The organism is Lysinibacillus sp. JK80, from assembly GCF_027557635.1.
Classification (GTDB): Bacteria; Bacillota; Bacilli; order Bacillales_A; family Planococcaceae; genus Lysinibacillus; species Lysinibacillus capsici.
In genome coordinates this window covers 4,520,019-4,542,583 of sequence record NZ_CP058997.1, presented here as the reverse complement: position 1 = coordinate 4,542,583, position 22,565 = coordinate 4,520,019, and the positions used below count along the sequence as shown (strand labels likewise).

Here is a 22,565-nt window from a genome sequence, read left to right as displayed (position 1 = left end):
AAATAAATAAAAAATTTAAAAAGAAATGAGACAACTTACTTTGAAGATGAAATATTCTAGTTATAATTTGTGTTATGTTTTGTAATCCATGTACAATAGAATTGTTTCAAAAAATGACAAAGGAGTGTTGAAAATGGCAGTAGAGGTTTATTTGAATTTTAATGGAAATTGTCGAGAGGCAGTTGCGTTTTACGAAGACGTTTTTAATACGGACAAGGCTGAAATTATGACGTTTGGAGAGACACCACAAAATCCAGACTATCCATTACCAGAAGAAGCAAAAGATCTTGTCATGCATACACGACTTATTGTATTCGGTAGTAGAATTATGTTCTCAGATACATTTCCAGGCATGCCATTTTCCACAGGGAATAATGTCACATTAGCTGTTGTATCCGATGATGAAGAGCAAATGCGTCAAGCATTTGATAAGCTTAAAGAAGGTGGTAAAGTGAGAATGGAGCTTCAAGAAACATTTTGGAGCAAATGTTACGGCTCACTTACAGACAAATTTGGCGTTGAATGGCAATTTAGCCATGAGGTAAATGAATAATTAAATAACAAGGTAAAAGCACGATGATAGGGCTAAACCAAGTATCATCGTGCTTTCTTATTTAGTAATTAAAACGATCTACATAGCCTTGTAATTCATCTGCCATATCAAGCAATGTTTTAGCAGAAGAGGCGATTTCCTGCATGGAAGATAATGTTTGTTCCGTTGAAGCGGCAACCTCTTCAGATGCAGCTGCGTTTAGTTTTGCATGATCTGACAGTTCAATAGCAGTAGCGGATACCTCCTCTACAACGGCAGACATTTCTTGTGCTGAAGCTGATATATCCTCCATTTTAGGAGCAATTTCTCGAAGACTTCCAACGATACTTGTAAATTTCTTTTTCGTATCCTCGGATAGCTGTAAACCTTCTTGAACGTCTACAGAAGCTTTCGTCATCGATTGTACAGATTTAGCTGTATCTTGTTGTATGCCAGTAATCAGAGTAGAAATTTGCTCTGCTGATTGATGAGATTGCTCCGCTAATTTACGTACTTCATCTGCTACAACTGCAAAGCCTTTACCGTGTTCACCTGCTCGTGCTGCTTCAATAGCAGCATTAAGAGCAAGAAGGTTTGTTTGGTCTGAAATAGCGCTAATAATTTCTATAATGGAGCCAATTTCTTTTGTACGATCAAATAGGGATTTAATCATCGTATCGGATTGAGCCACAGAATCATGAATGGATACCATTTGATTAACAGTGTGCTCAACAGATTGACTACCTTCTTCCGCTAATTGGATGGCCTGGCTGGATAGGTCTGAAACTTGTAGGGCACTATCTGCTACCTCTACAACACCTTTTGCAATCTCCTCAATAGAAACAGCATTTTGATCGATTCCTGTTGTTTGTTTTTCCGTACTAATCGCTACCTGTTGCATAGCCTCTGTCACTTGCTCAGATGCAGCGATATTTTGCTCAGCATTCGCTGAAAGGCCTTGTGCCGAGGTTTGAACATGTTGTGAGCTTTGATCAACATTGCGGATCAGTCTTTTTAAGCTAACTTTCATTGAGACAAATGCTTCAGCAAGCTGTCCTATTTCATCTTTCGTATGAATATCAATATACTCTGTCAAATCACCTTCACTAATTTTAAGAGCACTTTGCTGTAGTTGTTTAATTGGGTTAACAATAGATTTAATCATTGAGAGCATAAAGATAATACCAACAATAATAGAAATACCAATAATAAGTAATGTAATAGTAAAGGTTGAGGTAGCAGCGTTAGTAGCCTCTGCAATGAACATTGTACCAATTATCTTCCAGCCTGTGATTTCATTTGTTTCAAAGCGTAAATGACGGTCACCTTCAGTAATAATACCTTCCTGCTTTTCGTAAACTTTTGAAATATAATCTTCTGTTGCCTCTGTGCCGCTTTCCTTATCTTTTTGAGAAATATATAACTTATTATTATCTAACAGAGAGGCAAAGCCCGTTTCTCCGATACGTGTTTGATCTGTCAGTGCACTTAGAAGAGAGATATTTAAATCTAAGGCAATTACGCCAGAATCATCAGGAAGAGCTTGCATAACTGTCACAACGATGTTATTTGTTGATTTTGAGATATATGGAGAAGTGATGGATACATGCCCTTTATTATCCATGGCTTCTATATACCAAGGACGTTTACGAGGATCATAATCACTTGCATAGTCATGGACAGGTTCATCAATGATTCGCCCATCAGCAGTCCCTATATATACTAGCTCCACTTCTGGGTGTGTATTTACATATTCCTGAAAAAGACCTTTTAATTCAGCTTTTTTATCATCTTGTAAATAAGACTGATTTATTTTCTTGGCAAAATATTCGATATCATGAACTCTAGGAGCAATTGTATTGGTAATATTACTATTAAGCATACGCACACTTTCCTTGGCGCTTGCTTGCTGCTCTTCGAGTATTTGATTTTTGGTACTTTTAAAGGAGGTATACCCGATTAAAAGTGCGGGAATGAGAAGTATGACTAAAAATGCAAAGATGAGTTTCTTTCTTAAACTAATTCGTTTCATATAGTATTCCTCCTTAAACGACATTATTGAAGTGTAATAGAATTAACTACGAGATGGGTTTTATTACACTAGTAGACTCCTAAGTCGTTCAAATGTTTAATCTGATTCTAAGAGGAAAATGAATAATAATCAACACAATTTTCTGAAAAATCTGGAAAATAAAGTTATGCAACGCTATTATTTGTAGAAAAATATCTTATTTTGTAATTTCCTATCTTTTTGGAATAGAAAAAATCTGAGTTCAATACTATCGTGAACTCAGATCTAGCAGTTAAATAATTAATATTTAAAACGATTAACATAACCCTGTAATTCATCCGCCATATCAAGTAGGGTTTTGGCAGACGAAGCCATATCTTGCATAGAAGATAAAGTTTGTTCCGTGGAAGCAGCAACTTCTTCTGTAGCAGCAGCATTTAATTTTGCGTGATCGGAAAGTTCAATAGCAGTCGCTGAAACTTCTTCTACAACTGCAGACATTTCTTGAGCAGATGCTGAAATATCCTCCATTTTCGGCGCGATGTTTCGAAGACTTTCGATAATGCTCGCGAATTTTCTACTTGTTTCTTCTGTCAATTGTAAGCCCTCTTGAACATCTGTCGACGCTTTGACCATTGTCTCTACAGATTTTGCCGTATCTTGCTGAATAGTAGTTATAAGCGCAGAAATTTGCTCTGCTGATTGATGAGATTGCTCTGCTAATTTGCGTACTTCATCTGCCACTACCGCGAAGCCTTTGCCATGTTCTCCTGCTCTAGCAGCTTCTATAGCTGCATTAAGCGCTAGTAAATTCGTTTGATCTGATATAGCACTAATCATTTCTAAAATGGACCCAATTTCTTTCGTGCGATCATACAGTGCTTTAATCATTGTATCTGATTGCGTTACAGAATTATGGATAGAATTCATTTGCTGTACCGTTTGTTTGACAGATTGTCCACCTTCATCTGCCAATTGGATAGCATGACTAGATAGGTCAGAAACCTGCATGGAACTGTCTGCCACTTCAACAACGCCCTTAGCAATTTCTTCAACTGAAATGGCATTCTGATCAATACCTGTTGTTTGTTTTTCTGTACTAATTGCCATTTGGTGCATGGCATCGGCAACTTGCTCTGAGGCAGCGATGTTTTGTTCTGCATTAGCAGATAAATTTTGAGCGGCTGTTTGGACATGTTGTGAGCTTTCATCAACATTTCGAATTAATTTTTTTAAGCTCACCTTCATAGAGATAAAGGCTTCTCCAAGCTGACCTATTTCATCTTTAGAATGGATTTCAATAAACTCCGTTAAATTACCGTCACTAATTTTTAATGCGCTTTGCTTCAATTGATTAATTGGGTTAACAATAGACTTTATCATAAAGAGCATGAAAATAACGCCAACGAGAATGGAAACAATAATGATAATTAAATTTATATTCAATGTGGATGCTGCAGCTTTTGCAGCTTCCGCAGTAAACATTGTACCAATTACCTTCCAACCCGTTAACTCATTCGTAACAAATTGTAAGTGACGGTCTTTTTCAATGATAGTACCGCTTTCCTGCTCATAAATTTTTGTTATGTAGCTTTCCGTTGCCTCTGTACCACTTTCTTTATCTGGCTGAGCAATGTAAATTTTATTGTTATCTAAAAGAGAAGCGAAGCCCGTTTCTCCAATACGAATATTATTCGTAATGTCACTTAATGTAGAAATATTTAGATCTAATCCTAATACGCCAGAACCATCCGGTAATGCCTGAGTAATTGTGATGACAATGTCACCTGTAGATTGTGTAACATATGGTGCAGTAATTGAGGTCTTCCCATTATTAGCTAAAGCCTGCTTATACCAAGGTCTTGTCCGAGGGTCGAAGCCATCAGGATACTCTTGAACAGGCTGATCAAACAGTTTGCCTTCAGCAGTTCCAATATATATCAGATCTACTTCAGGGTGCATGTTGACATATTCACTTAATAATGACTTCAGTTCTAAAATGCTCTCATCTTGAAAGTAAGTTTCACTAAATTTCTGTGAAAAATATTGTACATCTTTCAATTTAGGTTCAATCATGTTTGTAATATTGGAATTTAGAATGCGTACACTTTCAGTCGCACTTGCGCGTTGCTCCTCTGAAATTTGCTGTTCAGCACTTTGGTAAGATACTATTCCAATCAAGAGTGTTGGGATGAGAAGCATGGCTAAAAACGAAAAAATAAGCTTTTTTCTTAAACTTAGTTGTTTCAATTGTATTATCCTCGCATAATATTTTATTCTATACTTTTCCCTTAAAGGTAAATAATACTCATTCTATCAGAAATAAAATAAAAGTTAAGTACTTTGAATTAATTATTTCTTAGTAATGTATATCATTATCAATTGTTTGAAATTTCCCTAAATTGATGGCGTTAGAAGCTATATAAAGCTGCTTTTTGATGTATACTAATGCTCAAAAGAGGAGGGAATGAAGTCATGATTCATCAAATAGGACAAGTAATGTTATATGTTAATGATCAAGATGCAATTGTTAAGTTTTGGACAGAAAAAGTGGGGTTTGTGGTCATTTCTGAACAGGAAGAGGCAGGCATGCGCTGGATTGAAATTGCACCAACTGAGGAAGCTCAAACATCCTTTGTGCTTCATAACGAAGAAATTATTGCTAAAATGCAACCTGATCTAAATTTAGGAACACCTTCTATTATGTTTTACGCTGATAAAATTGAAGAGATGTACCAAGATTTTCAGGCAAAGGGCGTAAAAGTAGGAGATCTAGTCATGATGCCAATGGGTAGGGTTTTTAACTTTGCTGACCCTGAAAATAACTACTTTGCCTTGGTTGAAAAGAAAAAATAAATAACGGAATCTGCTTGTTTTTTGTTAGAGTTAAGTAAAAATGAGCAGATTCCTGTTTTAGATTATTTAATAGCTAGATTTGTCGTCTATGATAAATCCTCACCAAAAATACCAACCGTTTGTCGATCTATTACAAATTCATGGCCATTCCATTTTAAAATATTTTCTACATAGCCTAATCCATCAGCATGATATCTACCTGCAATTTCTTGATATCCTAAAATTTCATACGTTCCATCTCGGTCGTAATCAACAGGATATAGTCCTCCAAAAGGATCTACCCAACCTTCAATCGGTTGCTTCAAGGTGCCATCTGGATTATAAATTTCAGCTAAGTAGTCGGTTCCTTTATACTGTAAATCAATTGTGTATTTAATAGCAGGATTAAAACTCTGAACAACAGCCTTATAATGATCTACATAATTGACCTTATATTTAAGTTTATTATTAAAAGACTCTGCATCAAAGATGGAACGAACTTGATTGTTGATGGAGGAAAAAATCTCACCATTTACAATTCCACCGCTACCTCCTGTATCAGACACAACCAGAATATCCTCAATATGATTACCAGTAAAATCGCCCAAGAAAATAGTCGGATTATAGCCCATATTTTGTTTCAATGGAATTTGCTCCATTTGTCTTGTTTGACCATAAAAAATAGACAGTGTTAGATTTCTCCAGAAAGGACTATCAGGCTGTTTAGTGCCCATTAAAAAAATGGTTTCAAAAAAACCATCCCCGTTAATATCTCCAAACTTAGTTTGAATAACTTGTGGAGCCGAATGGGTTATGATTCCACCGTTTAGTGGCGAATTTAAATTATTGGTCATATATGCACCTCTTTCATTAGTCTTAGCATATGTTGTAAGAAAAGCTTGGTGCATAAATCAAAGGTAAAAGTTGAAACTTTGTAATATATATTAAACTTACAAAAAAACTTGAATTTCACCCATTGACATTTTCTAATGCGAAAAGTATTATAAGTGTCAACGAATCAGAAAATTCAGTACCAAATAGTATCTCACTACATTCATGTAGCAAGAGATTTTTTTTAATTATCAATCCTTAGTAAATTTATACGATTTATATATATTGGGAAGAAGGAGATTCATTTGAAGAATTTATTTGTAAAGACAGAGCGACAACGATATTGGCTAGATCAACTAGCTGCTATAGCTGAGCCAATCAAGGCAGAGGCTGTTGAGGTAGATGAGCAATCTCGTTTTCCGTTCGAAGCTCATCGATTACTTTTACAAATTGGCTATCCTCAACTTACTTTACCGAAACAATATGGCGGAGAAGGGTTATCTGTTTATGATATGGTGCTTGTACAAGAGACGCTAGCAAGCTATGACGAAAATGCCTCTCTTTCCCTTGGATGGACATTAGGTGTTGTTGGGGAAATTTATGAAACTAAACTATGGACTGATGATCTATTAATAGCTTTTTCTGAAGAAATAAAGAGAGGGGCCATGATTAATAGAGCTGTTAGTGAGGCTGCAACAGGTAGCCCAACGCGAGGAGGGCGGCCAGGGACAAATGCCATTTCTACTAAAGGTGGCTGGCTAATAAATGGGCGCAAGATTTTTACGACTGCATCTCCAGTGCTCGATTATTTCCTTACCTCCGCTTGGATTGAAGAAAAGCAGCAAGTTGGCTTCTTCCTCATTCATAAGGATGCAGCAGGTCTATCCATTGAGGAGAATTGGGAGATGTCTGCAATGCGAGGCACAAGCAGCCACGACCTTGTGTTAAAGGATGTGCTTGTTGCAACAGAGTATTTAGTAGAGTTACCAAGTCATCCGAGTGGTGGCAAAATAAATGGCTGGATACTCCATATCCCAGCAACTTACTTAGGCATTGCACAAGCAGCCCGTGATTATGCTATTCATTTTGCTAATCACCATCAACCGAATAGCCTGAATGCGCCAATTAGTACGTTGCCAAACGTACAACAGCTTTTAGGGGATATTGAATTAAAGCTCCATCAAGCACGTTTTGTCTTATACGGAGTGGCTGAGGCTTACGATGATCCTGCTAGACGTGGACTAATAACAAATGAAATGGCTGTTGCTAAACACACAGTAACAAACATGGCAATAGATATAGTCGATAAAGCGATGCGTGTAGTGGGGGCAAAAAGCTTACAACTATCCAATCCATTACAGCGTTATTACCGCAATGTTCGTGCAGGGCTTCACAATCCACCGATGGATGATATGACGATTATTAAATTAGCGACTGCCGCTATTGAACAGCAGAAATTATATGAAAATCAATCATTAAATCACGTGAAAAATAAGGAGAAATGACATATGAAGAAGAATAAGATATTTCAATTTGCTGCAATTGGTTTGGCATCTATAGCATTATTAGCAGGTTGTAATTCAGGAGAATCAGCAGATAAAGAATCAGGTGATGGTGAAAAGGTACGTACAGTAAAAGTAGCCTACGATCAAGCCTCAAAGCCTATTAGTTACATCGACGATAATGGAAATCCAACTGGTTATGATGTAGAAGTAATGAAATTAGTAGATGAATTGCTACCTGACTATCAATTTGAGTATGTAGGTACAACAAGTGATGATTTATTAATTGGTGTGGAGCAAGGGAAATATCAAGTAGGGGTTAAAAACGCATTCTTTACTCAGGAACGAACAGAGAAATTTATTTTCCCGAAGGAATTCTTAGGTTTAAGTAGCGCAGGTTTAGTTTTGCGTAAAGAGGATGAAGGCGTGAAAACATTAGCGGATTTTGCGAAAAAGGGCTATTCTTTAGCACCGATTGCTGCAAATAATGCTCAATATACAATTATCGATGAGTATAATACGGCAAATCCAGATAATAAAGTAAAACTTGAGGCCGGTGACGCCTTTACTGTCGATGTAGTGCAGTGGGTAAATGAAGGCCGTGTTGATGGTGGTGTCATGATAGAAGGCCCATTTAAACAACAAGTACTTGCAGAAGATGGCCCATATTATAACCTAAAAGATGACGTTGTTTATAACGAATTTGCTGTTATAAAAACATGGCCACTGTTCAATAAAAAAGAGCAGGAATTTGCTGACGCTTATGATAAAGCAATAGCACAGGTTAAAGAACAAAAGAAAACAAATGAATTAAGTACAAAATTCTATGGCCGTGATTTATTTGAAGTACTGGAAAACGTAAATCGTTAGTTTAAAACGGAACGAATAGTAAGGCTGTTGAGTCAGTAATGCTCAGCAGTCTTTATTCATAAAAACAAAAGTTGGTGAGGAAATGGATAAATATTTTGACGCAACCTACATTTGGAACGCAATCCCAGTGTTATTGCCATTTTTAAAAATTACGTTCTTAGTTGCAGGGTCCTCCATTATCTTAGGTACCCTATTCGGCTTATTGCTGGCGGCTGCTAAGCTATCTTCAGTCAAGTGGCTAACTAAATTCGCCAATCTGTATACAACGATTATGCGTTGTACACCCTCCATTGTTTTGTTATTTCTTGTCTACTATGGTGTCCCAGCATTAGCGGAAAATGTTGGTCTTAATCTCCATTCAATTGAAACGGCCATATTTGTTGTTGTAACATTCACCTTACAATTCACGGCAATAATGTCTGAGGTGATACGGTCTGCCTACTTAGCCATTCCAAAAGGGCAGTTTGAAGCAGCCGTTAGTGTCGGGTTAACACCATTCCAAGCCTACCGTCGAATTATTTTTCCGCAGGCGCTGGTCGTCGCTTTACCGAACTTTGGCAATGGCATGATTGCTTTATTACAGGAAGGTGCACTCGCTTATACAATTGGTCTAATTGATATTGTAGGTAAGGCAAATCTAATTATTGCAAGTAACATCAATGCTCATGCCTTAGAAATTTATATTGCATTGGCTATTATCTATTGGGTGTTATCTATTATTATAGAGAAAATATTTACTATATTAGAAAAGGTATTTGGCAAGGGTAAGAAGACCCTAGAAACAACTTAAGGAGGCGTGAGGGTGAATTATCAATTTTTACTTGAAACATTTTTCGTAGCTTTGTCTGGTGTTCCTATAGCGCTCCTAGTCACAGTTGTTGCTTTGGTGATAGCTTTGCCACTAGGTTTTTTGTTAGCACTAACTAGGATCAATAAAATTCCAGTTATTCATCACCTCGCGAAGATTTATGTTTCTTTTGTTCGAGGAACGCCGATTATTATACAAATTTTTATTATCTATAGCAGTATACCTTTAATGTTAAAAATTATTTTTGAAAAATATCATATTGCGTATGATATTTATAAAATCAATCCAATTTGGTATGCGTTTATTGTATTTGCATTCAGCTCAACAGCCATTTTGATTGAGGTCTTTCGATCGGCGTTAAGTACCATTGAAAAGGGGCAACTAGAGGCTGCACACTCAGTAGGTCTGTCAACATTCCAAGCATATACTCGCATCATCATTCCACAGGCATTAGTAGTGGCATTGCCGAATATTTGCACAGCTACAGTTAATCTTATTAAAGCTACATCGCTAGGCTACGCAATGTCGCTTCCTGAAATTACACTGAAGGCAAAAGTAGCGGCAAACGTTGGCTACAATTATGTAGAGGCCTATTTGGATATCTTTATTGTGTACTTAATTTTATGTAGTACGGTTGAATACTTGTTTAAGCGTTATGAGAAATATTTAAGCAAATACAAAATGGCAAATGTCTAAGGGGTGAATTAGCATGTTAGAAATTAAAAATATTCATAAATCATTTGGTGGCAATGAAATCTTAAAGGGTGTTGATTTAGCCATTGATAAAGGGGACGTTGTTGTTATTTTAGGTCCCAGTGGTTCAGGAAAAACAACATTATTGCGTTGTATCAATTTTTTAGAGAAGGCTGATCAAGGCCATGCGACATTTGGAGATATTCAGGTTGATTTTCAACATGTAAAGAAAAGAGACGTGCATGCAATTCGCCAGCGTGTCGCATTTGTCTTTCAAAACTATAATCTATTCACTAATAAAACAGCATTAGAAAATGTAACGGAAGGATTAATCATTGGACGTAAAATTCCTAAAGCACATGCTGTGGAAATTGGTAAAAAGGCACTTGATAAAGTAGGTTTATCAGACAAATATGATGCCTATCCAAGTCAGTTGTCAGGAGGTCAACAGCAACGTGTTGGTATTGCACGAGCAGTAGCTTTGAATCCTGATATTATTTTATTTGATGAACCAACGTCCGCACTTGACCCTGAATTGGTAGGTGAGGTTCTACAGGTCATGAAAAATATTGCGGCGGAGGGTACAACAATGCTTGTAGTAACACACGAAATGGGCTTTGCCAAAGATGTTGCCAATCGCGTAATTTTCATGGATGGAGGAGTGGTTGTAGAGGAAGGTAGCCCTCATGATATTTTCGTCAGCCCAAAAGAGGAGCGAACGAAGAAATTTTTAAAACGTGTTATTCCAGAAGACTATACGTTCTATATATAAAACAGCAAGAGAACAGGAGAATCTGTAAATAACAGATTCTCCTGTTACCTATTATTGAAGGAAATACGTTAATTTGTTGATGGAGTAAATGTGAAGCTCATGCATAGCTCTCGTACACGCCGTATAGAAATAGTACCGCTCGCTTTCTCTTGAGTAATTAGCGGCAGATGCATTATAGATGATTACCGCATCAAATTCGATGCCTTTCGCCATGTAAGCTGGAAGTAATAAAATACCCTTCTTAAACTGCTTTGAATTATGGTTGATTAATTGAATATCTACTCGATTGTTTAATTGCTTATAAACGGCAGAGCATTCGGCTGCGGTTTTACAGATGACAGCAATTGTTTCGAATTCAATAGATAAATGGTCGATATTTTGAATAATTTGATCCATTAATTCCAATTCATTTGGCACAATAGTAATCGATGGTTCAGGGCCATTTCGGTTAAAAGCTTCTACTTCACTACCATCTTTCAATATTTTGGCAGTGAGTTGTATGATTTGCTTTGTCGAACGATAGCTTTTGGTTAATATCATTTTTTCTGCCTGCTCACCATATAATTGAGTGTCGAGTAGAGAAGGATTATTAAAGGTATGTGGATGAATCGTTTGGTGGCCATCACCTAAAATGGTCATACGTGCTTTTGGAAATAACTGCTGTAATACAGTAAGTTGAAATGGCGAATAATCCTGTGCTTCATCTATTAACACATGACGGATCATCCTATTGGTCTGTTGTCCTTCAATTTTGTCCTGTAAATATAAAAATGGTGCAGTATCCTCATAGGCAATCAAACGCTTTGCTAAATTAGGGAGTGTTTGTAGACAAATGTCCTCCCAATTGTCTGGCATAAGGTGTTGTAAATCCCTGTTAATAGAACTATTCAAATCAAAGAGCTGTCGATATGTACCCAACATATGGACAAACTTTAACTTGTTAACAGAGTTACGTAATGGTTTAAAGTGTTTTTTGACAATTTGTCTCGCTAATTTATAGCGTTCTTGAACAAAATCGTCAAATGAGTTTTCAGTATAGCGACCCTCATATAAAAGTTCACTATAAGATTTGGAGTAATCTTCTTTATCTAATAGCTCAGTAGCTTCTTCTACCCATTCCTTTGTACGCTCAGCCTTTTCCAATTTCGTTAGTTGCTGCAATAACCATTCTTTTACTAATTGTAGGCGATCTGGTATCGACATAGTAGAAGGGAAAGAATAGAAGTATTCGGTAATTTCCTGTGCAGTAATAATCCGTTCTCCACGAAAAACGATATTTTTAAATAACAAGCCTTTATCGGATAAATAACTCGCATATTGATCGATTAAATGTTTATAAGCGAGACTCGCTTTAAAAGAAATGATGCTTAATTTTGTTTGATACTGAGCATCATCCTTTTCTGTTAACAGTTCTTCAAGCTGCTCATAAGGATACTCTAATTGAAACTGTTTACCTAATCGTTTTTCAGCATATTCTATAAACGTTAACTGCTGCATATTGTCTTCCCCTAAATCAGGTAAGACAGAATGCACATATTGATTAAAAAGTTGGTTAGGTGTAATTAGCAGAATTTGATCGGCAGTCATTTCATCACGATAACGATAAAGTAGATAAGCTACCCGCTGTAAGGCTACAGCTGTTTTGCCACTACCTGCCACACCTTCAACAATAAGATAGCGTGAATTTACATGGCGAATAATTTTATTTTGCTCTGCTTGGATTGTCGCAACAATACTACGAATATGCTCATTTGCATTTTGCGCAAGGATATCGAGCAGTAGGTCATCACCAATTGTAAGGCCCGTATTAAACATGGATTGTAGTTGACCATTTTTAATAATAAATTGCCGTTTTAACAGCATTTCTCCATGAATTTCTTCACCTAATGTTTCGTAGGATGCATCACCAGGTGTGTAATCATAATACATACTTGATATAGGCGCTCGCCAATCAAAAATGATGATATTTTCATCCTGTTCATCCAATAATGTGGCTACACCAATATAAATTTTTAAAGGGTCTTGTTGACCATCTTGTACAAAGTCAATACGAGCAAAATAGGGTGACTGTTGTAAACGTTCATATACCTTTACATTACGAATTGCACGTTCCTGTGCTAGCTCTGAGTCAGATAAAAGCTCTGCCTGCTGCTTAATTGCAAAAAAGGTTTCGTCTACATCCTCAGCGGTATCTAGATTGACTCTCACATCATTCCAAAAGGATTTCTTTAAGGCAACAGCATTTTCTTTAAAACCTTTTTCTTTATGCTCTAACTCTTTTATTTTATGAACAATAATGTTTAAAGAATCCTCAAGATGATGCTTTTCTTCTAGCCATTCTTTTTGATTTTCCAACGTTTACTCACATTCCTCTCCATAGTTATTTGCTTCCTTTGACAGTAACCCTCACCTCAATAGATGGTGAGAAGAACGTAATTGTGATGCTTTTTTAACTGTTTGTCCAACCACAAATTTGAATATAGTGAAAGTATCCAAATGCACATGATATGGGGGGATTGAAGCAGGAAATTTATCATACATCTACTTCGGAAAGAAGTATAGTCTAGAAATTATTGTAAATTTATGATACAATAAATGTGTAAGGTAATAAGATATTGATAAACAGAGACAGCTCTACAAAAAGGTGGAGCCGTCTTTTTTATATGTAATATTGCTTCATATTATGACTGATTATCATAAATTGTTATTAAAAATAATGGATGAAATGCTATTGAGACACTAAAGAATGTGGCATGCCATACGATAAAGAAACTTGAAGGGAGGTGAAAAGAATGAAGGTAATCTTTACAGTGGGGTTGCCTGGTAGTGGGAAAAGTACATTTGTGAAACAGTTAGCTAAAAATGAAAATGCAATTGTCCTATCAAGCGACGCTATACGTCAGGAGTTATTTGGGGATTCAACAAGGCAAAAATCACGTATAGTCTTTCGTACATTATATGAACGTCTTAATGACTTAGTGGCAAAAGGGTTTTCTGTCATTGTGGATGCAACCAATATTGAACGAGAGCGCAGGATGTTTGCACTTCGTAAAATACCAAGTAATGTGCAGAAGGTATGTTATTACTTTGATACACCTTATTCAATCTGTGTAGCTAGAAACCAGCAAAGGAAAAGACATGTACCATTAATCGTGATGGAAAAAATGAGAAAGCATTTAGAGTTCCCGACAGTAGGAGAAGGGTTTAATGAATTGCATATTATTCATGAATCAAGTCCCTATGATCTTTCTCGACAACAATTTGTTTCACTCATACAAGGCCACCCCACCTATGAAGAGCTTTTTCAAACACTTCAAGCAGTCCCACTTTTCAAAGAAATTTATCAATTCGATCAAGAAAACCCATTCCATCAATTTTTACTATGTCAGCATACGTATTTTGTGTACGCGTATATCAATGAGTACTACTTAGAAAGCGATAAACTAGCTCTACAAATAGCTGCATTATTTCATGATGTCGGTAAACCAGCTTGTAAAAAATATAAACCTTTGCAACAGCGTTATGGTTATTTTGGGCATGAAAATGTCTCTGCTCAACTGGTTTGCCATTTTCTGTTAGAGTTGGGCTTTGAAAAGGAATTTGTATTAAAGGTTGTTCATTTAGTGCAATTTCATATGTTAATCCAGTATGGGGGAGATAGAGGTGGAAGCCAAATTTATCATTTATTAGATGGTGATTTATTAACAAGGCTTTATTTTTTCCGTGAGGCAGATCAATTTGCCAAGTAAACTTTAGGAAAGGAAGGTGAAAATATGACGAAATTAATGAAATACCCAAGAAGTTTTCATTTACCATGGAGCAGGGGTTATACCGATGATGATAAAGTTGCTAGAAATGTGAATCATTTTATTGGAAAGGAGGTTGTTGTCACGGAAAAGTTAGATGGAGAAGGGACAACACTTTACAGAGACTATATGCATGCTAGAAGTATTCATTCAGCCAACCATCCTTCTAGACATTGGGTAAAAACATTTCACGCGAATTTTGCGTATCGGATTCCAAAGGACTGGCGCTTATGTGGTGAAAATGTTTATGCCAAGCATTCTATTTATTATCAAGGATTAACAAGCTATTTCTATTTGTTTAGCATTTGGAATGAAGAAAATATTTGTTTGAGCTGGGATGAAACTGTGGCCTTTGCAGCAGAGTTAGGTATAGAAACAGTGCCCGTTTTATACCGAGGGATTTTTGACGAAGAACAGATAAAACGTGCATTCACTGGAAAATCACTCTTTGAAGGGGAACAAGAGGGGTATGTCATTAGAAATACTAGCTCATTCCATTACGAAGATTTCCGCTATAATTTAGGGAAATTTGTGAGACCGCAACATGTTCAAACAAGTGAGCATTGGCTACAAGAAGAAATTATTCCAAATAAATTAAAATCCTAACCAATTAAGAAGAGAAGGGACTGAGCACAATGTAATACTATAGCAAGCATTCAATAATCATCTATTACGAGGTAGGTGCAAGGAGTGCATATCCCTTTCCAATGGGAGTACGGGTTCGATTCCTGTTATCCTCGCCATAAAAAAATGAACTCTCTTCATTAGGACGAGAGTTCATTTTTGTTTGTTTATTTAGTGTAATTATCGAAGTAGCCTTGAATGTAAATCATTGGTGTTCCTTTGTCACCCGAACCAGATGTAAGGTCAGATAGGGAACCAATAAGGTCTGTTAAACGACGCGGTGTTGTTCCTTGTGCAGCCATTTGACCTGTTAAATCTTCATCTTTATTTTGGATGTATTCAGAAATAGCAGCCTTTAGTTCTTCGCCTCGAAGGTCTGCAAAATCATTGTCCGCTAAATATTTTAATTTAACCTCGTTCGGTGTTCCATGTAATCCAGCGGTGAATGCTGGGGATACAACAGGATCTGCAAGCTCCCAAATTTTACCCACAGGATCTTTGAATGCGCCGTCACCATAAATCATAACTTCTACTGTTTTTCCTGTAGCTTCTTTAATTTTTGCTTGGATTCCATCAACAATCAGTTGGCAAGTATGTGGGAATAATTTAACACTATCCTCTGTAGCTTTGTTCGAGCCAAGTAGACCATACTCAGCATTGAAACCAGAGCCATTAATTGATTCAGCTAAAATATTATCAAGACTGTAAACTTTTTCTGCACCGTTCGCTGTTAGAATACGTTTTGTGCGGAAGCGTGAATGAATATCACATGTTAAGATACTCTTTGTGTAATTTAAAATTGTTTTTGGATTATTTGAGAAGATGACCTCACACGTAGCCCCTTCTGCTTCGATTAACTCTTTATAGTATTCAATATAATCTACACCAGTAAATGTATGTTTTTTATAGCCAAAATGCTCGCGGAATTCAACCTCATTGAGTGTATCCGTCCATGGGTTAATGCCTTTTACATCGAGCTCATCAATATCTACAAGGTGATTACCCACTTCATCAGATGGGTAGCTTAGCATTAATACTACCTTTTTTACACCTTTAGCGATGCCTCGTAAACAATTGGCGAAGCGGTTTCGACTTAAAATGGGGAAAATAACGCCTACCGTATCATCACCAAACTTAGCCGCTACATCTATGGCAATATCATCAATCGTAGCATAGTTTCCTTGTGCACGTGCCACGACAGATTCAGTTACTGTCACAATATCACGATCCTCTATTGTATATCCTTCAATATGTGCAGCATTTAACACTGTATCTACAACAATTTGTTCAATATTATCGCCTTCATTAATAATAGGACCACGAAGACCTCTTACAACTGTACCGATTACACGTTCCAATTTAATCTCTCCTCATTCTATCTAGCGTAAAGTGATATAAAAACCATATGATTTTACTATAAGGCTCGTTAATGATATAAGTAAAATTAATAGTTCATATAATAGCTATAAGAGGTGCTTATATGATAGGGAAATTAGATTTATATCGTGTTTTTAGTGTTGTAGCAAAAAATAATAGCTTTTCTAGTGCAGCAAAAGATTTATATATGACACAGCCAGCTGTAAGTCAGGCAATGATGCAATTAGAAAATGAGCTTGGCACACGTCTTTTTAATCGAACCCCTAAAGGTGTGACATTAACAACAGAGGGTAGCCTACTTTTTGAATATACTAATTCTGCTTTAGGGCTTTTAGATGCTGGTGAAGAAAAGTTACTTGAATTCAAAAATTTAACAACAGGGCAATTAAAAATAGGGGTAGGTGATACGATCTCACGCTTCTTTTTAATGCCTTATTTAGAAGCATTCCATACAATGTATCCGAATATTAAATTGCAAATGCTAAATGGCACAACCTCTGAAATTTGTAATTTTATTAAATCGGGTGAAGTAGATATAGGGTTTTGTAATTTTCCAATTGAAGATTCAACATTACAGTTAACGGTATGTACAGATATTCAGGATATTTTTGTCTGTGGGGAAAAATATAAAACACTTTCATCTAAAAGTTTAAGCTATGAGGACCTTTTAAAATTTCCACTTATCTTTCTAGAGAAAAAATCAAATTCAAGGAAGTATGTGGAAGATTATCTTTTTGCAAGAGGCGTTCACATAGAGCCAGAGTTTGAGCTAGGCTCACATGATTTGGTACTCGAATTTGCGCGTAGTAACCTTGGCATTGCATGTGTAACAAAGGAATTTTCAAAGGACTATCTTCAACGTGGACTTCTTTATGAATTAACTTTAAGGGAAAGTATTCCTACGAGAAGTATTGGTATGTGTTATTTGAAGTCAGTACCCCTTTCTAGAGCAGCAATGAAATTTGTTGAAATCATTGAAAGTAAACATTTTAATACGAGAAGAACCATAAAAAGAGCTTAGCGACGAGAAAAAAATCGCTATGCTTTTTTTATTAAGATATCAATCAGTATGTCGACATTGCGTTTATTTTTCATGGTAGGTGAGCAAAGATAAGAAAATGTTCGCATAAAGTGCTGTCCTTCAAGGCGCAGAATAGTCATATCTCCATTTTTTAATTCACGTTCTATCACACAGGCAGACAATAAAGAAAGACCAAGTCCCTGCATTACACTCTCCTTCACGCCCTGATTACTGCTAATAGTCAAAAGTGAATGAATCTGTAAACCATTTGCTCTGAATAAATGATCCAGATAATAACGTGTTCCAGAGCCTTCTTCACGCGCAACCCAGCTTTGCTGCTGGAGTTTATCAGCAGTCAGAGGTTGTTGCTTTGTAAGAGGATGTTTACTGTCGCTAACAATAAATAACTCATCTTGCATAAATGGCTTAATGACTAGTTCATTATCATGAGCCTGTCCTTCAATTAGACCTATATCGACTTGCAGTAATTTTGTATATTGAAGGATTTCTTTTGTATTGCCAATAATAATTTGAAGTTCAAGTTGTGGGAATTGTTGCTGTAAGCTTGCAATAATTGGAGGTAAAATATATTCGCCAATTGTAAAGCTTGCCCCAATGACTAACGTACCTTGTACCTCTTGATGATAGGCCGTGATATCTTCTTTTGCAGCTTCAGCTATCGCCATGATTTGCTTTGCTCGTTTATAAAGAATTTCACCAGTTGGTGTAATTTGCACCGATTTTGGGGAGCGAATAAATAAGGTTGTTTGTAATTCTTGCTCTAGATTCTTAATGTGTAAGCTAACACTTGGTTGTGAAATATGAAGTATTTCAGAGGTCTTTGTAAAATTATTGACCTCAACCAGTGTGATAAATGTTTTTAAAGCATCCAATTGCATATCTTCACCCCTATTATTAGAAATATTAATAATAATAATTATATATATGTATTTTACTAATAGTGCACTCTTTATTAAAGTAATAATCAACAAGGGAGAAAGAAGTGAACATCATGGTTAATAGACAGCATAAATTAAAATCTACTCTTAATCCAAATTTCTTGAAGGGGATATTGTTAACGCTTCTTATTGCTTTAGTAGCGAAATATATTGCCACATTTCCTTTCCTTTCAATATTGGGACAGTTGGTTATTGCCATTATATTAGGGATGACCTGGCGAGCAACATTTAAAGTACAAGATTCTTGGCAAGTAGGTATTTCATTTTCCAGCAAGAAGCTATTACGCTTTGGTATTATTTTATTGGGTATGCGCTTAAATTTGGCAGATATTTATCATGCGGGTGCTAACGTTTTTTTAATTGCAGTCATTAATCTGCTATTTGCCTTAATTGTTGTGTACGGCCTAACAAAAATATTTAAAGTCGATCAAAAGCTAGGGATATTAACGGCTTGCGGGACTGCCATTTGCGGAGCTGCTGCAGTAGTGGCAATTGCACCTCAAATTAAAGCAAATGAAAAGGAAACGGCGGTAGGGGCAGCGATTGTTGCGTTATTGGGGACTATTTTTACACTTATTTATACGGTACTTTATTCCATCATCGATTTAACACCTACTGCGTATGGGATTTTCGCAGGGGGGACATTACATGAAATTGCGCATGTAATTGCAGCTGCATCTGCTGGTGGAAATGAAGCAATTGATATAGCCGTCATCGTGAAATTAACACGAGTGGCCCTACTCGTACCTGTAGCAATTGTTATTGGTATTTTCTATCGAAGAATGGACAAAAGTGAAGAGAAAAAAGCCTTTTCTTTATCCATCATACCGTGGTTTATTTTAGGATTTTTAGCGATGAGTGCTATCAACTCTTTAGGGATTATACCGGCGAATGTATCGCAAGCATTAGTTGATACTGCTTATATCTTAATTGCGATGGCAATGGCTGGTCTAGGGCTAAATGTTGAAATGAAAACATTTAAGGAGCTAGGTGTAAAGGCATTTATTGCAGGTTTAATTGGCTCGGTCTGTCTATCCGTGCTGGGCTATATACTAGTCATTCTTTTATATTGATTTAATCAATGTTTCTTATACCAAGAAAAAAGACCCTGCATGATCGTTCAACCATGCAGGGCTTTTTAGATAGAATCAGAAGATAATGTATAAGTAATTTAATCGTCGTTTATTAATTTAAGGCTTCAATAGAAGAAGCTAATTCCGCCACCACTATTTTGCTGCCGATAATTGGACTGTCAGCCTTTTCTCCCTCAGAGCCCGAATTTGGGCGTTGATGGGCTGCAGCAAATGCATCGCTATTACGCCATGCTTGGAAATGCTCCTTAGATTCCCAATACATATTAACACTCATTTCATCATAAGTAGGATCATCAGTTGAAATTAATACCTCTACTTTATGAAAGCCTTCAAACTGTTGCAGAGGACCTGGCTTTGTAAAATTTGGTGCCATTCTCGCAGCAAAACCGGGTTTTACTTGAATACGATTAGTTACAATAATCATGCTTTTACCCCCCTTAATTTCATTTACTAGGTTTTTGAATGAATTATCATTGATTATCATTCGCACTCAATGATAAGTGGCTGAGGAAGACATTGTCAATAGATGTCCTCTATATAATCTGTGCTAGTAGTTTATGGGTAATGGATAGGCTGACATTTAACTGACATAATCCAGTGCTATAATGAATATAAGAGTGAACTAGTAGCGAGGTGATTGACTTTGGCAAACATTCTAGTAATAGAGGACGAATATCCAATAAGCCAGGTTTTAAAGGTATATTTACAAAAAGTGGGTTATAGTGTGACACAATGTTTTAATGGTGGTCAAGCCTTGGTCATGTTTCGTGAAACAAAGCCAGATCTAGTGTTGCTAGATATTATGTTACCAGAAAAAAATGGTTGGTCCATTTTAAAAGAAATAAGAGAACGAAGTACTTGCCCAGTTATCATGTTAACAGCATTAGGTGAGGTTAATTACCGTCTAGAGGGGTTTGATCATGGGGCAGATGATTATATTGCCAAGCCTTTTATCGCAGATGAAGTTGTTGCAAGAGTGAGGGCTGTTTTAAGACGTGCTGTAGGTAGTTCTGATTCAGCTACTAGTAAGCAGTATGGGTCTCTAGTGATTGATTGTAAAGCGCATAAAGTGCTTTTGGGTGGAGAAGAGATTGTATTAACGCCAAGAGATTTATCAGTGCTCATGTTTTTAGCTGACCACCCTAATCAAACATTTACCCGGGATCAGCTTATAGATCAAGTTTGGGGATGGGAGTATGAGGGTAGTGATCGTGCTGTAGATTTAGCTATAAAGAGGCTAAGGAAGGCTTTAAAAGAATGGGATGAAGCGGAAGGAGAAATAAAGACACTACGTGGATTGGGGTATCAGCTAAGTGTTCAAAAAAAATAAGCGAATATCCTTACTTCAATATTGGACGAGCCGATATTTACTGACACTTTTTATAGGCTTAGCTATTATATCTTTAATCTCAGCAGCGTGGATTCGACATACAACATTTGAAAATCGATTAGAATTAATGGAGTTTTTAGCAGACGAAACGGTCTATCGTTTAACGGATACAACAAATCCTAATAATGGACCTATAAATGGTATTCCAGGTTTCATAGGGGATCGTCAGCGTTTTAATATGAAAGAGATCGATCCGATTTTGTATGTTGTAGATACAGAGGGAAATATACTGACTAGCAACCGTCCTGTACCACCTGGTAGTGCTAAAAATGTTGCTGGCTTGTTAGATGGAAAAGAAGGTACTAAGGAAATAAAGGATGGACTTGAACCTGAATATGTAGTGAAAAGAAAGATAGAAAATAATCATGAGTTATTGGGCTGGGCCCTGGTGATGGAGAAGAAGGAGAATTTAACAAGAGTTAACCAAGCATATGGACAGCTTGCCATATTAATTGGAGCATTAGCATTATTAGGCTGGATCGCTATTTACTTTCTGTCAAAGCGTTTGGCCTATCCCATTAAACAAGTAGCTGAGGCTGCCAAGCATGTACAGGAAGGCAATTATGCAATTGATTTGCCTCAATATAGTAAGGAAAAGGAAATCTATGAGCTTGTTTCCTCCTTTAAAAATATGGCAAATAAATTAGAACAGCTGGAGAAAACTCGAACGGAATTACTAGCAGGTGTCACCCATGAATTGAAAACACCTGTCACCTCTATAAGTGGTTTATTACAGGCTGTAAGAGATGGTGTTGTAACGGGACAGGATGCTATGGAATTCATTGAAATGGCTATGGTCGAAACGACAAAAATGAAAACAATGGTTGGTGACTTACTTGCCTTTAACCATTTTGCTGTCGATGCTGTTCCTGTGCAGATAGAGTCAGTAGATGTTAATCAGCTACTGCGAGAGGCGGTGGCACAGTGGGAAGTCATGCAGGAAGATGAACATGTAAAAGTTCATTTACATTTGTTGGAAAAACCTGTGCTTGTACAGATAGATATTGTTCGTATCCAACAGATCATTACAAACCTATTAACCAATGCTAAACAGGCGATGGACAAAGGAACAATAACCTTGAGGTTGATAGATCATGGCGAGGCTCTGTCAGTGATGGTGAAGGATACAGGACATGGAATCCCTCTAGAGGATCAGTCATTTATTTTTGAGCGCTTTTATAGAGGGGGAAATAAAAAATATACTGTTCGTGGCTTGGGTTTAGGATTACCACTTAGTAAAATGATGGCCCAATCTGTTGGGGGCGATTTGCGATTAATTGAAAGCAATCCCTCTGGAACACATTTTGAATTAGTATTGCAAAAGGCTACTACGCTATAAGAGCGTAGTAGCCTTCTTAGTGTTGGTTTAATCCGTCTCCCAGAAATCTGCTTTGTTTTGTAAAAGAGAGTTGAAGAATTTGTAAAGCTGACATCTGCCTG

The 22,565-nt window shown here is 36.7% G+C and carries 20 protein-coding genes; 13 read left to right on the top strand and 7 right to left on the bottom strand.

What is annotated here, in order from left to right:
* Nucleotides 1–133: 133 nt before the first annotated feature.
* Nucleotides 134–553: a VOC family protein gene (locus HXV90_RS22850; protein ID WP_269898045.1), complete on the top strand. Its 420-nt coding sequence runs from the start codon at nucleotides 134–136 to the stop codon at nucleotides 551–553.
* Nucleotides 554–614: 61 nt separating this feature from the next.
* Here HXV90_RS22850 and HXV90_RS22845 read toward each other — a convergent pair whose 3' ends face one another.
* Both HXV90_RS22845 and HXV90_RS22840 read right to left on the bottom strand, forming a co-directional pair.
* The gene (locus HXV90_RS22845) at nucleotides 615–2,564 is read right to left on the bottom strand and encodes a methyl-accepting chemotaxis protein (protein ID WP_112116910.1); all 1,950 of its coding nucleotides are present in this window, start codon (nucleotides 2,562–2,564) and stop codon (nucleotides 615–617) included.
* Nucleotides 2,565–2,843: 279 nt separating this feature from the next.
* On the bottom strand, nucleotides 2,844–4,793 hold the full coding sequence (locus tag HXV90_RS22840; protein ID WP_112116909.1) for a methyl-accepting chemotaxis protein: 1,950 nt from the start codon (nucleotides 4,791–4,793) through the stop codon (nucleotides 2,844–2,846).
* A gap of 225 nt (nucleotides 4,794–5,018) precedes the next feature.
* Here HXV90_RS22840 and HXV90_RS22835 point away from each other — a divergent pair, with 225 nt between their 5' ends.
* The gene (locus tag HXV90_RS22835; RefSeq protein WP_269898044.1) at nucleotides 5,019–5,399 is read left to right on the top strand and encodes a VOC family protein; all 381 of its coding nucleotides are present in this window, start codon (nucleotides 5,019–5,021) and stop codon (nucleotides 5,397–5,399) included.
* An 86-nt stretch (nucleotides 5,400–5,485) separates the two neighbouring features.
* On the opposite strand, the gene HXV90_RS22830 is transcribed toward HXV90_RS22835, so the two are convergent.
* Nucleotides 5,486–6,232 carry a hypothetical protein gene (locus HXV90_RS22830; RefSeq protein ID WP_054548515.1) on the bottom strand — a complete coding sequence of 249 codons (747 nt, stop codon included), beginning with the start codon at nucleotides 6,230–6,232 and terminating at the stop codon, nucleotides 5,486–5,488.
* Between the two features lie 282 nt (nucleotides 6,233–6,514).
* Here HXV90_RS22830 and HXV90_RS22825 point away from each other — a divergent pair, with 282 nt between their 5' ends.
* The 5 genes from HXV90_RS22825 (at nucleotide 6,515) to HXV90_RS22805 (ending at nucleotide 10,854) form a co-directional block, all read left to right on the top strand.
* Nucleotides 6,515–7,714: an acyl-CoA dehydrogenase family protein gene (locus HXV90_RS22825; protein WP_054548516.1), complete on the top strand. Its 1,200-nt coding sequence runs from the start codon at nucleotides 6,515–6,517 to the stop codon at nucleotides 7,712–7,714.
* A 3-nt stretch (nucleotides 7,715–7,717) separates the two neighbouring features.
* Nucleotides 7,718–8,581, top strand: a complete 864-nt coding sequence (locus HXV90_RS22820) for a transporter substrate-binding domain-containing protein (RefSeq protein WP_115673247.1) — start codon at nucleotides 7,718–7,720, stop codon at nucleotides 8,579–8,581.
* 82 nt (nucleotides 8,582–8,663) lie between these two features.
* Nucleotides 8,664–9,371 (top strand): amino acid ABC transporter permease, encoded by a 708-nt coding sequence (locus HXV90_RS22815; protein ID WP_048395479.1) that lies wholly within the window; start codon nucleotides 8,664–8,666, stop codon nucleotides 9,369–9,371.
* A gap of 12 nt (nucleotides 9,372–9,383) precedes the next feature.
* Nucleotides 9,384–10,085, top strand: a complete 702-nt coding sequence (locus HXV90_RS22810) for an amino acid ABC transporter permease (protein ID WP_004233514.1) — start codon at nucleotides 9,384–9,386, stop codon at nucleotides 10,083–10,085.
* 13 nt (nucleotides 10,086–10,098) lie between these two features.
* Nucleotides 10,099–10,854, top strand: a complete 756-nt coding sequence (locus HXV90_RS22805; RefSeq protein ID WP_269898043.1) for an amino acid ABC transporter ATP-binding protein — start codon at nucleotides 10,099–10,101, stop codon at nucleotides 10,852–10,854.
* A gap of 51 nt (nucleotides 10,855–10,905) precedes the next feature.
* On the opposite strand, the gene helD is transcribed toward HXV90_RS22805, so the two are convergent.
* On the bottom strand, nucleotides 10,906–13,209 hold the full coding sequence (helD, locus tag HXV90_RS22800) for an RNA polymerase recycling motor HelD (protein WP_269898042.1): 2,304 nt from the start codon (nucleotides 13,207–13,209) through the stop codon (nucleotides 10,906–10,908).
* 437 nt (nucleotides 13,210–13,646) lie between these two features.
* Between helD and HXV90_RS22795 the strand changes: the two genes are divergently transcribed.
* Together HXV90_RS22795 and HXV90_RS22790 are read left to right on the top strand one after the other, a co-directional pair.
* Nucleotides 13,647–14,603: an AAA family ATPase gene (locus HXV90_RS22795; protein ID WP_054548519.1), complete on the top strand. Its 957-nt coding sequence runs from the start codon at nucleotides 13,647–13,649 to the stop codon at nucleotides 14,601–14,603.
* Between the two features lie 24 nt (nucleotides 14,604–14,627).
* Entirely contained in the window at nucleotides 14,628–15,266 is a 639-nt protein-coding gene (locus tag HXV90_RS22790; protein ID WP_269898041.1) for an RNA ligase family protein, read from the top strand.
* A gap of 185 nt (nucleotides 15,267–15,451) precedes the next feature.
* On the opposite strand, the gene HXV90_RS22785 is transcribed toward HXV90_RS22790, so the two are convergent.
* Nucleotides 15,452–16,642, bottom strand: a complete 1,191-nt coding sequence (locus HXV90_RS22785; protein ID WP_269898040.1) for a coenzyme F420-0:L-glutamate ligase — start codon at nucleotides 16,640–16,642, stop codon at nucleotides 15,452–15,454.
* 122 nt (nucleotides 16,643–16,764) lie between these two features.
* On the opposite strand from HXV90_RS22785, the gene HXV90_RS22780 reads away from it, so the two are divergent.
* Nucleotides 16,765–17,682, top strand: coding sequence for a LysR family transcriptional regulator (locus HXV90_RS22780; RefSeq protein ID WP_048395493.1), 918 nt, complete (start codon nucleotides 16,765–16,767; stop codon nucleotides 17,680–17,682).
* A gap of 17 nt (nucleotides 17,683–17,699) precedes the next feature.
* On the opposite strand, the gene HXV90_RS22775 is transcribed toward HXV90_RS22780, so the two are convergent.
* Nucleotides 17,700–18,581 carry a LysR family transcriptional regulator gene (locus tag HXV90_RS22775; RefSeq protein ID WP_269898039.1) on the bottom strand — a complete coding sequence of 294 codons (882 nt, stop codon included), beginning with the start codon at nucleotides 18,579–18,581 and terminating at the stop codon, nucleotides 17,700–17,702.
* Nucleotides 18,582–18,694: 113 nt separating this feature from the next.
* Between HXV90_RS22775 and HXV90_RS22770 the strand changes: the two genes are divergently transcribed.
* Nucleotides 18,695–19,714: a YeiH family protein gene (locus tag HXV90_RS22770; RefSeq protein WP_054548943.1), complete on the top strand. Its 1,020-nt coding sequence runs from the start codon at nucleotides 18,695–18,697 to the stop codon at nucleotides 19,712–19,714.
* Between the two features lie 112 nt (nucleotides 19,715–19,826).
* Here HXV90_RS22770 and HXV90_RS22765 read toward each other — a convergent pair whose 3' ends face one another.
* On the bottom strand, nucleotides 19,827–20,159 hold the full coding sequence (locus HXV90_RS22765; protein ID WP_048395499.1) for a heme oxygenase: 333 nt from the start codon (nucleotides 20,157–20,159) through the stop codon (nucleotides 19,827–19,829).
* 219 nt (nucleotides 20,160–20,378) lie between these two features.
* Between HXV90_RS22765 and HXV90_RS22760 the strand changes: the two genes are divergently transcribed.
* On the top strand, nucleotides 20,379–21,065 hold the full coding sequence (locus HXV90_RS22760; RefSeq protein ID WP_048395501.1) for a response regulator transcription factor: 687 nt from the start codon (nucleotides 20,379–20,381) through the stop codon (nucleotides 21,063–21,065).
* Nucleotides 21,049–22,464: a sensor histidine kinase gene (locus HXV90_RS22755; protein WP_054548944.1), complete on the top strand. Its 1,416-nt coding sequence runs from the start codon at nucleotides 21,049–21,051 to the stop codon at nucleotides 22,462–22,464. The genes HXV90_RS22760 and HXV90_RS22755 overlap by 17 nt, the downstream gene beginning before the upstream one ends.
* The last annotated feature ends 101 nt before the right edge of the window (nucleotides 22,465–22,565 follow it).

Bases quoted from the DNA above. Each gene is read 5' to 3' on its own strand.
- HXV90_RS22775 (WP_269898039.1), bottom strand. From the start codon at position 18,581: ATGCAATTGGATGCTTTAAAAACATTTATCACACTGGTTGAGGTCAAT.
- HXV90_RS22770 (WP_054548943.1), top strand. From the start codon at position 18,695: ATGGTTAATAGACAGCATAAATTAAAATCTACTCTTAATCCAAATTTC.
- HXV90_RS22845 (WP_112116910.1), bottom strand. From the start codon at position 2,564: ATGAAACGAATTAGTTTAAGAAAGAAACTCATCTTTGCATTTTTAGTC.
- HXV90_RS22835 (WP_269898044.1), top strand. From the start codon at position 5,019: ATGATTCATCAAATAGGACAAGTAATGTTATATGTTAATGATCAAGAT.
- HXV90_RS22795 (WP_054548519.1), top strand. From the start codon at position 13,647: ATGAAGGTAATCTTTACAGTGGGGTTGCCTGGTAGTGGGAAAAGTACA.
- HXV90_RS22790 (WP_269898041.1), top strand. From the start codon at position 14,628: ATGACGAAATTAATGAAATACCCAAGAAGTTTTCATTTACCATGGAGC.
- HXV90_RS22820 (WP_115673247.1), top strand. From the start codon at position 7,718: ATGAAGAAGAATAAGATATTTCAATTTGCTGCAATTGGTTTGGCATCT.
- HXV90_RS22780 (WP_048395493.1), top strand. From the start codon at position 16,765: ATGATAGGGAAATTAGATTTATATCGTGTTTTTAGTGTTGTAGCAAAA.
- HXV90_RS22830 (WP_054548515.1), bottom strand. From the start codon at position 6,232: ATGACCAATAATTTAAATTCGCCACTAAACGGTGGAATCATAACCCAT.
- HXV90_RS22815 (WP_048395479.1), top strand. From the start codon at position 8,664: ATGGATAAATATTTTGACGCAACCTACATTTGGAACGCAATCCCAGTG.
- HXV90_RS22765 (WP_048395499.1), bottom strand. From the start codon at position 20,159: ATGATTATTGTAACTAATCGTATTCAAGTAAAACCCGGTTTTGCTGCG.
- HXV90_RS22850 (WP_269898045.1), top strand. From the start codon at position 134: ATGGCAGTAGAGGTTTATTTGAATTTTAATGGAAATTGTCGAGAGGCA.
- HXV90_RS22805 (WP_269898043.1), top strand. From the start codon at position 10,099: ATGTTAGAAATTAAAAATATTCATAAATCATTTGGTGGCAATGAAATC.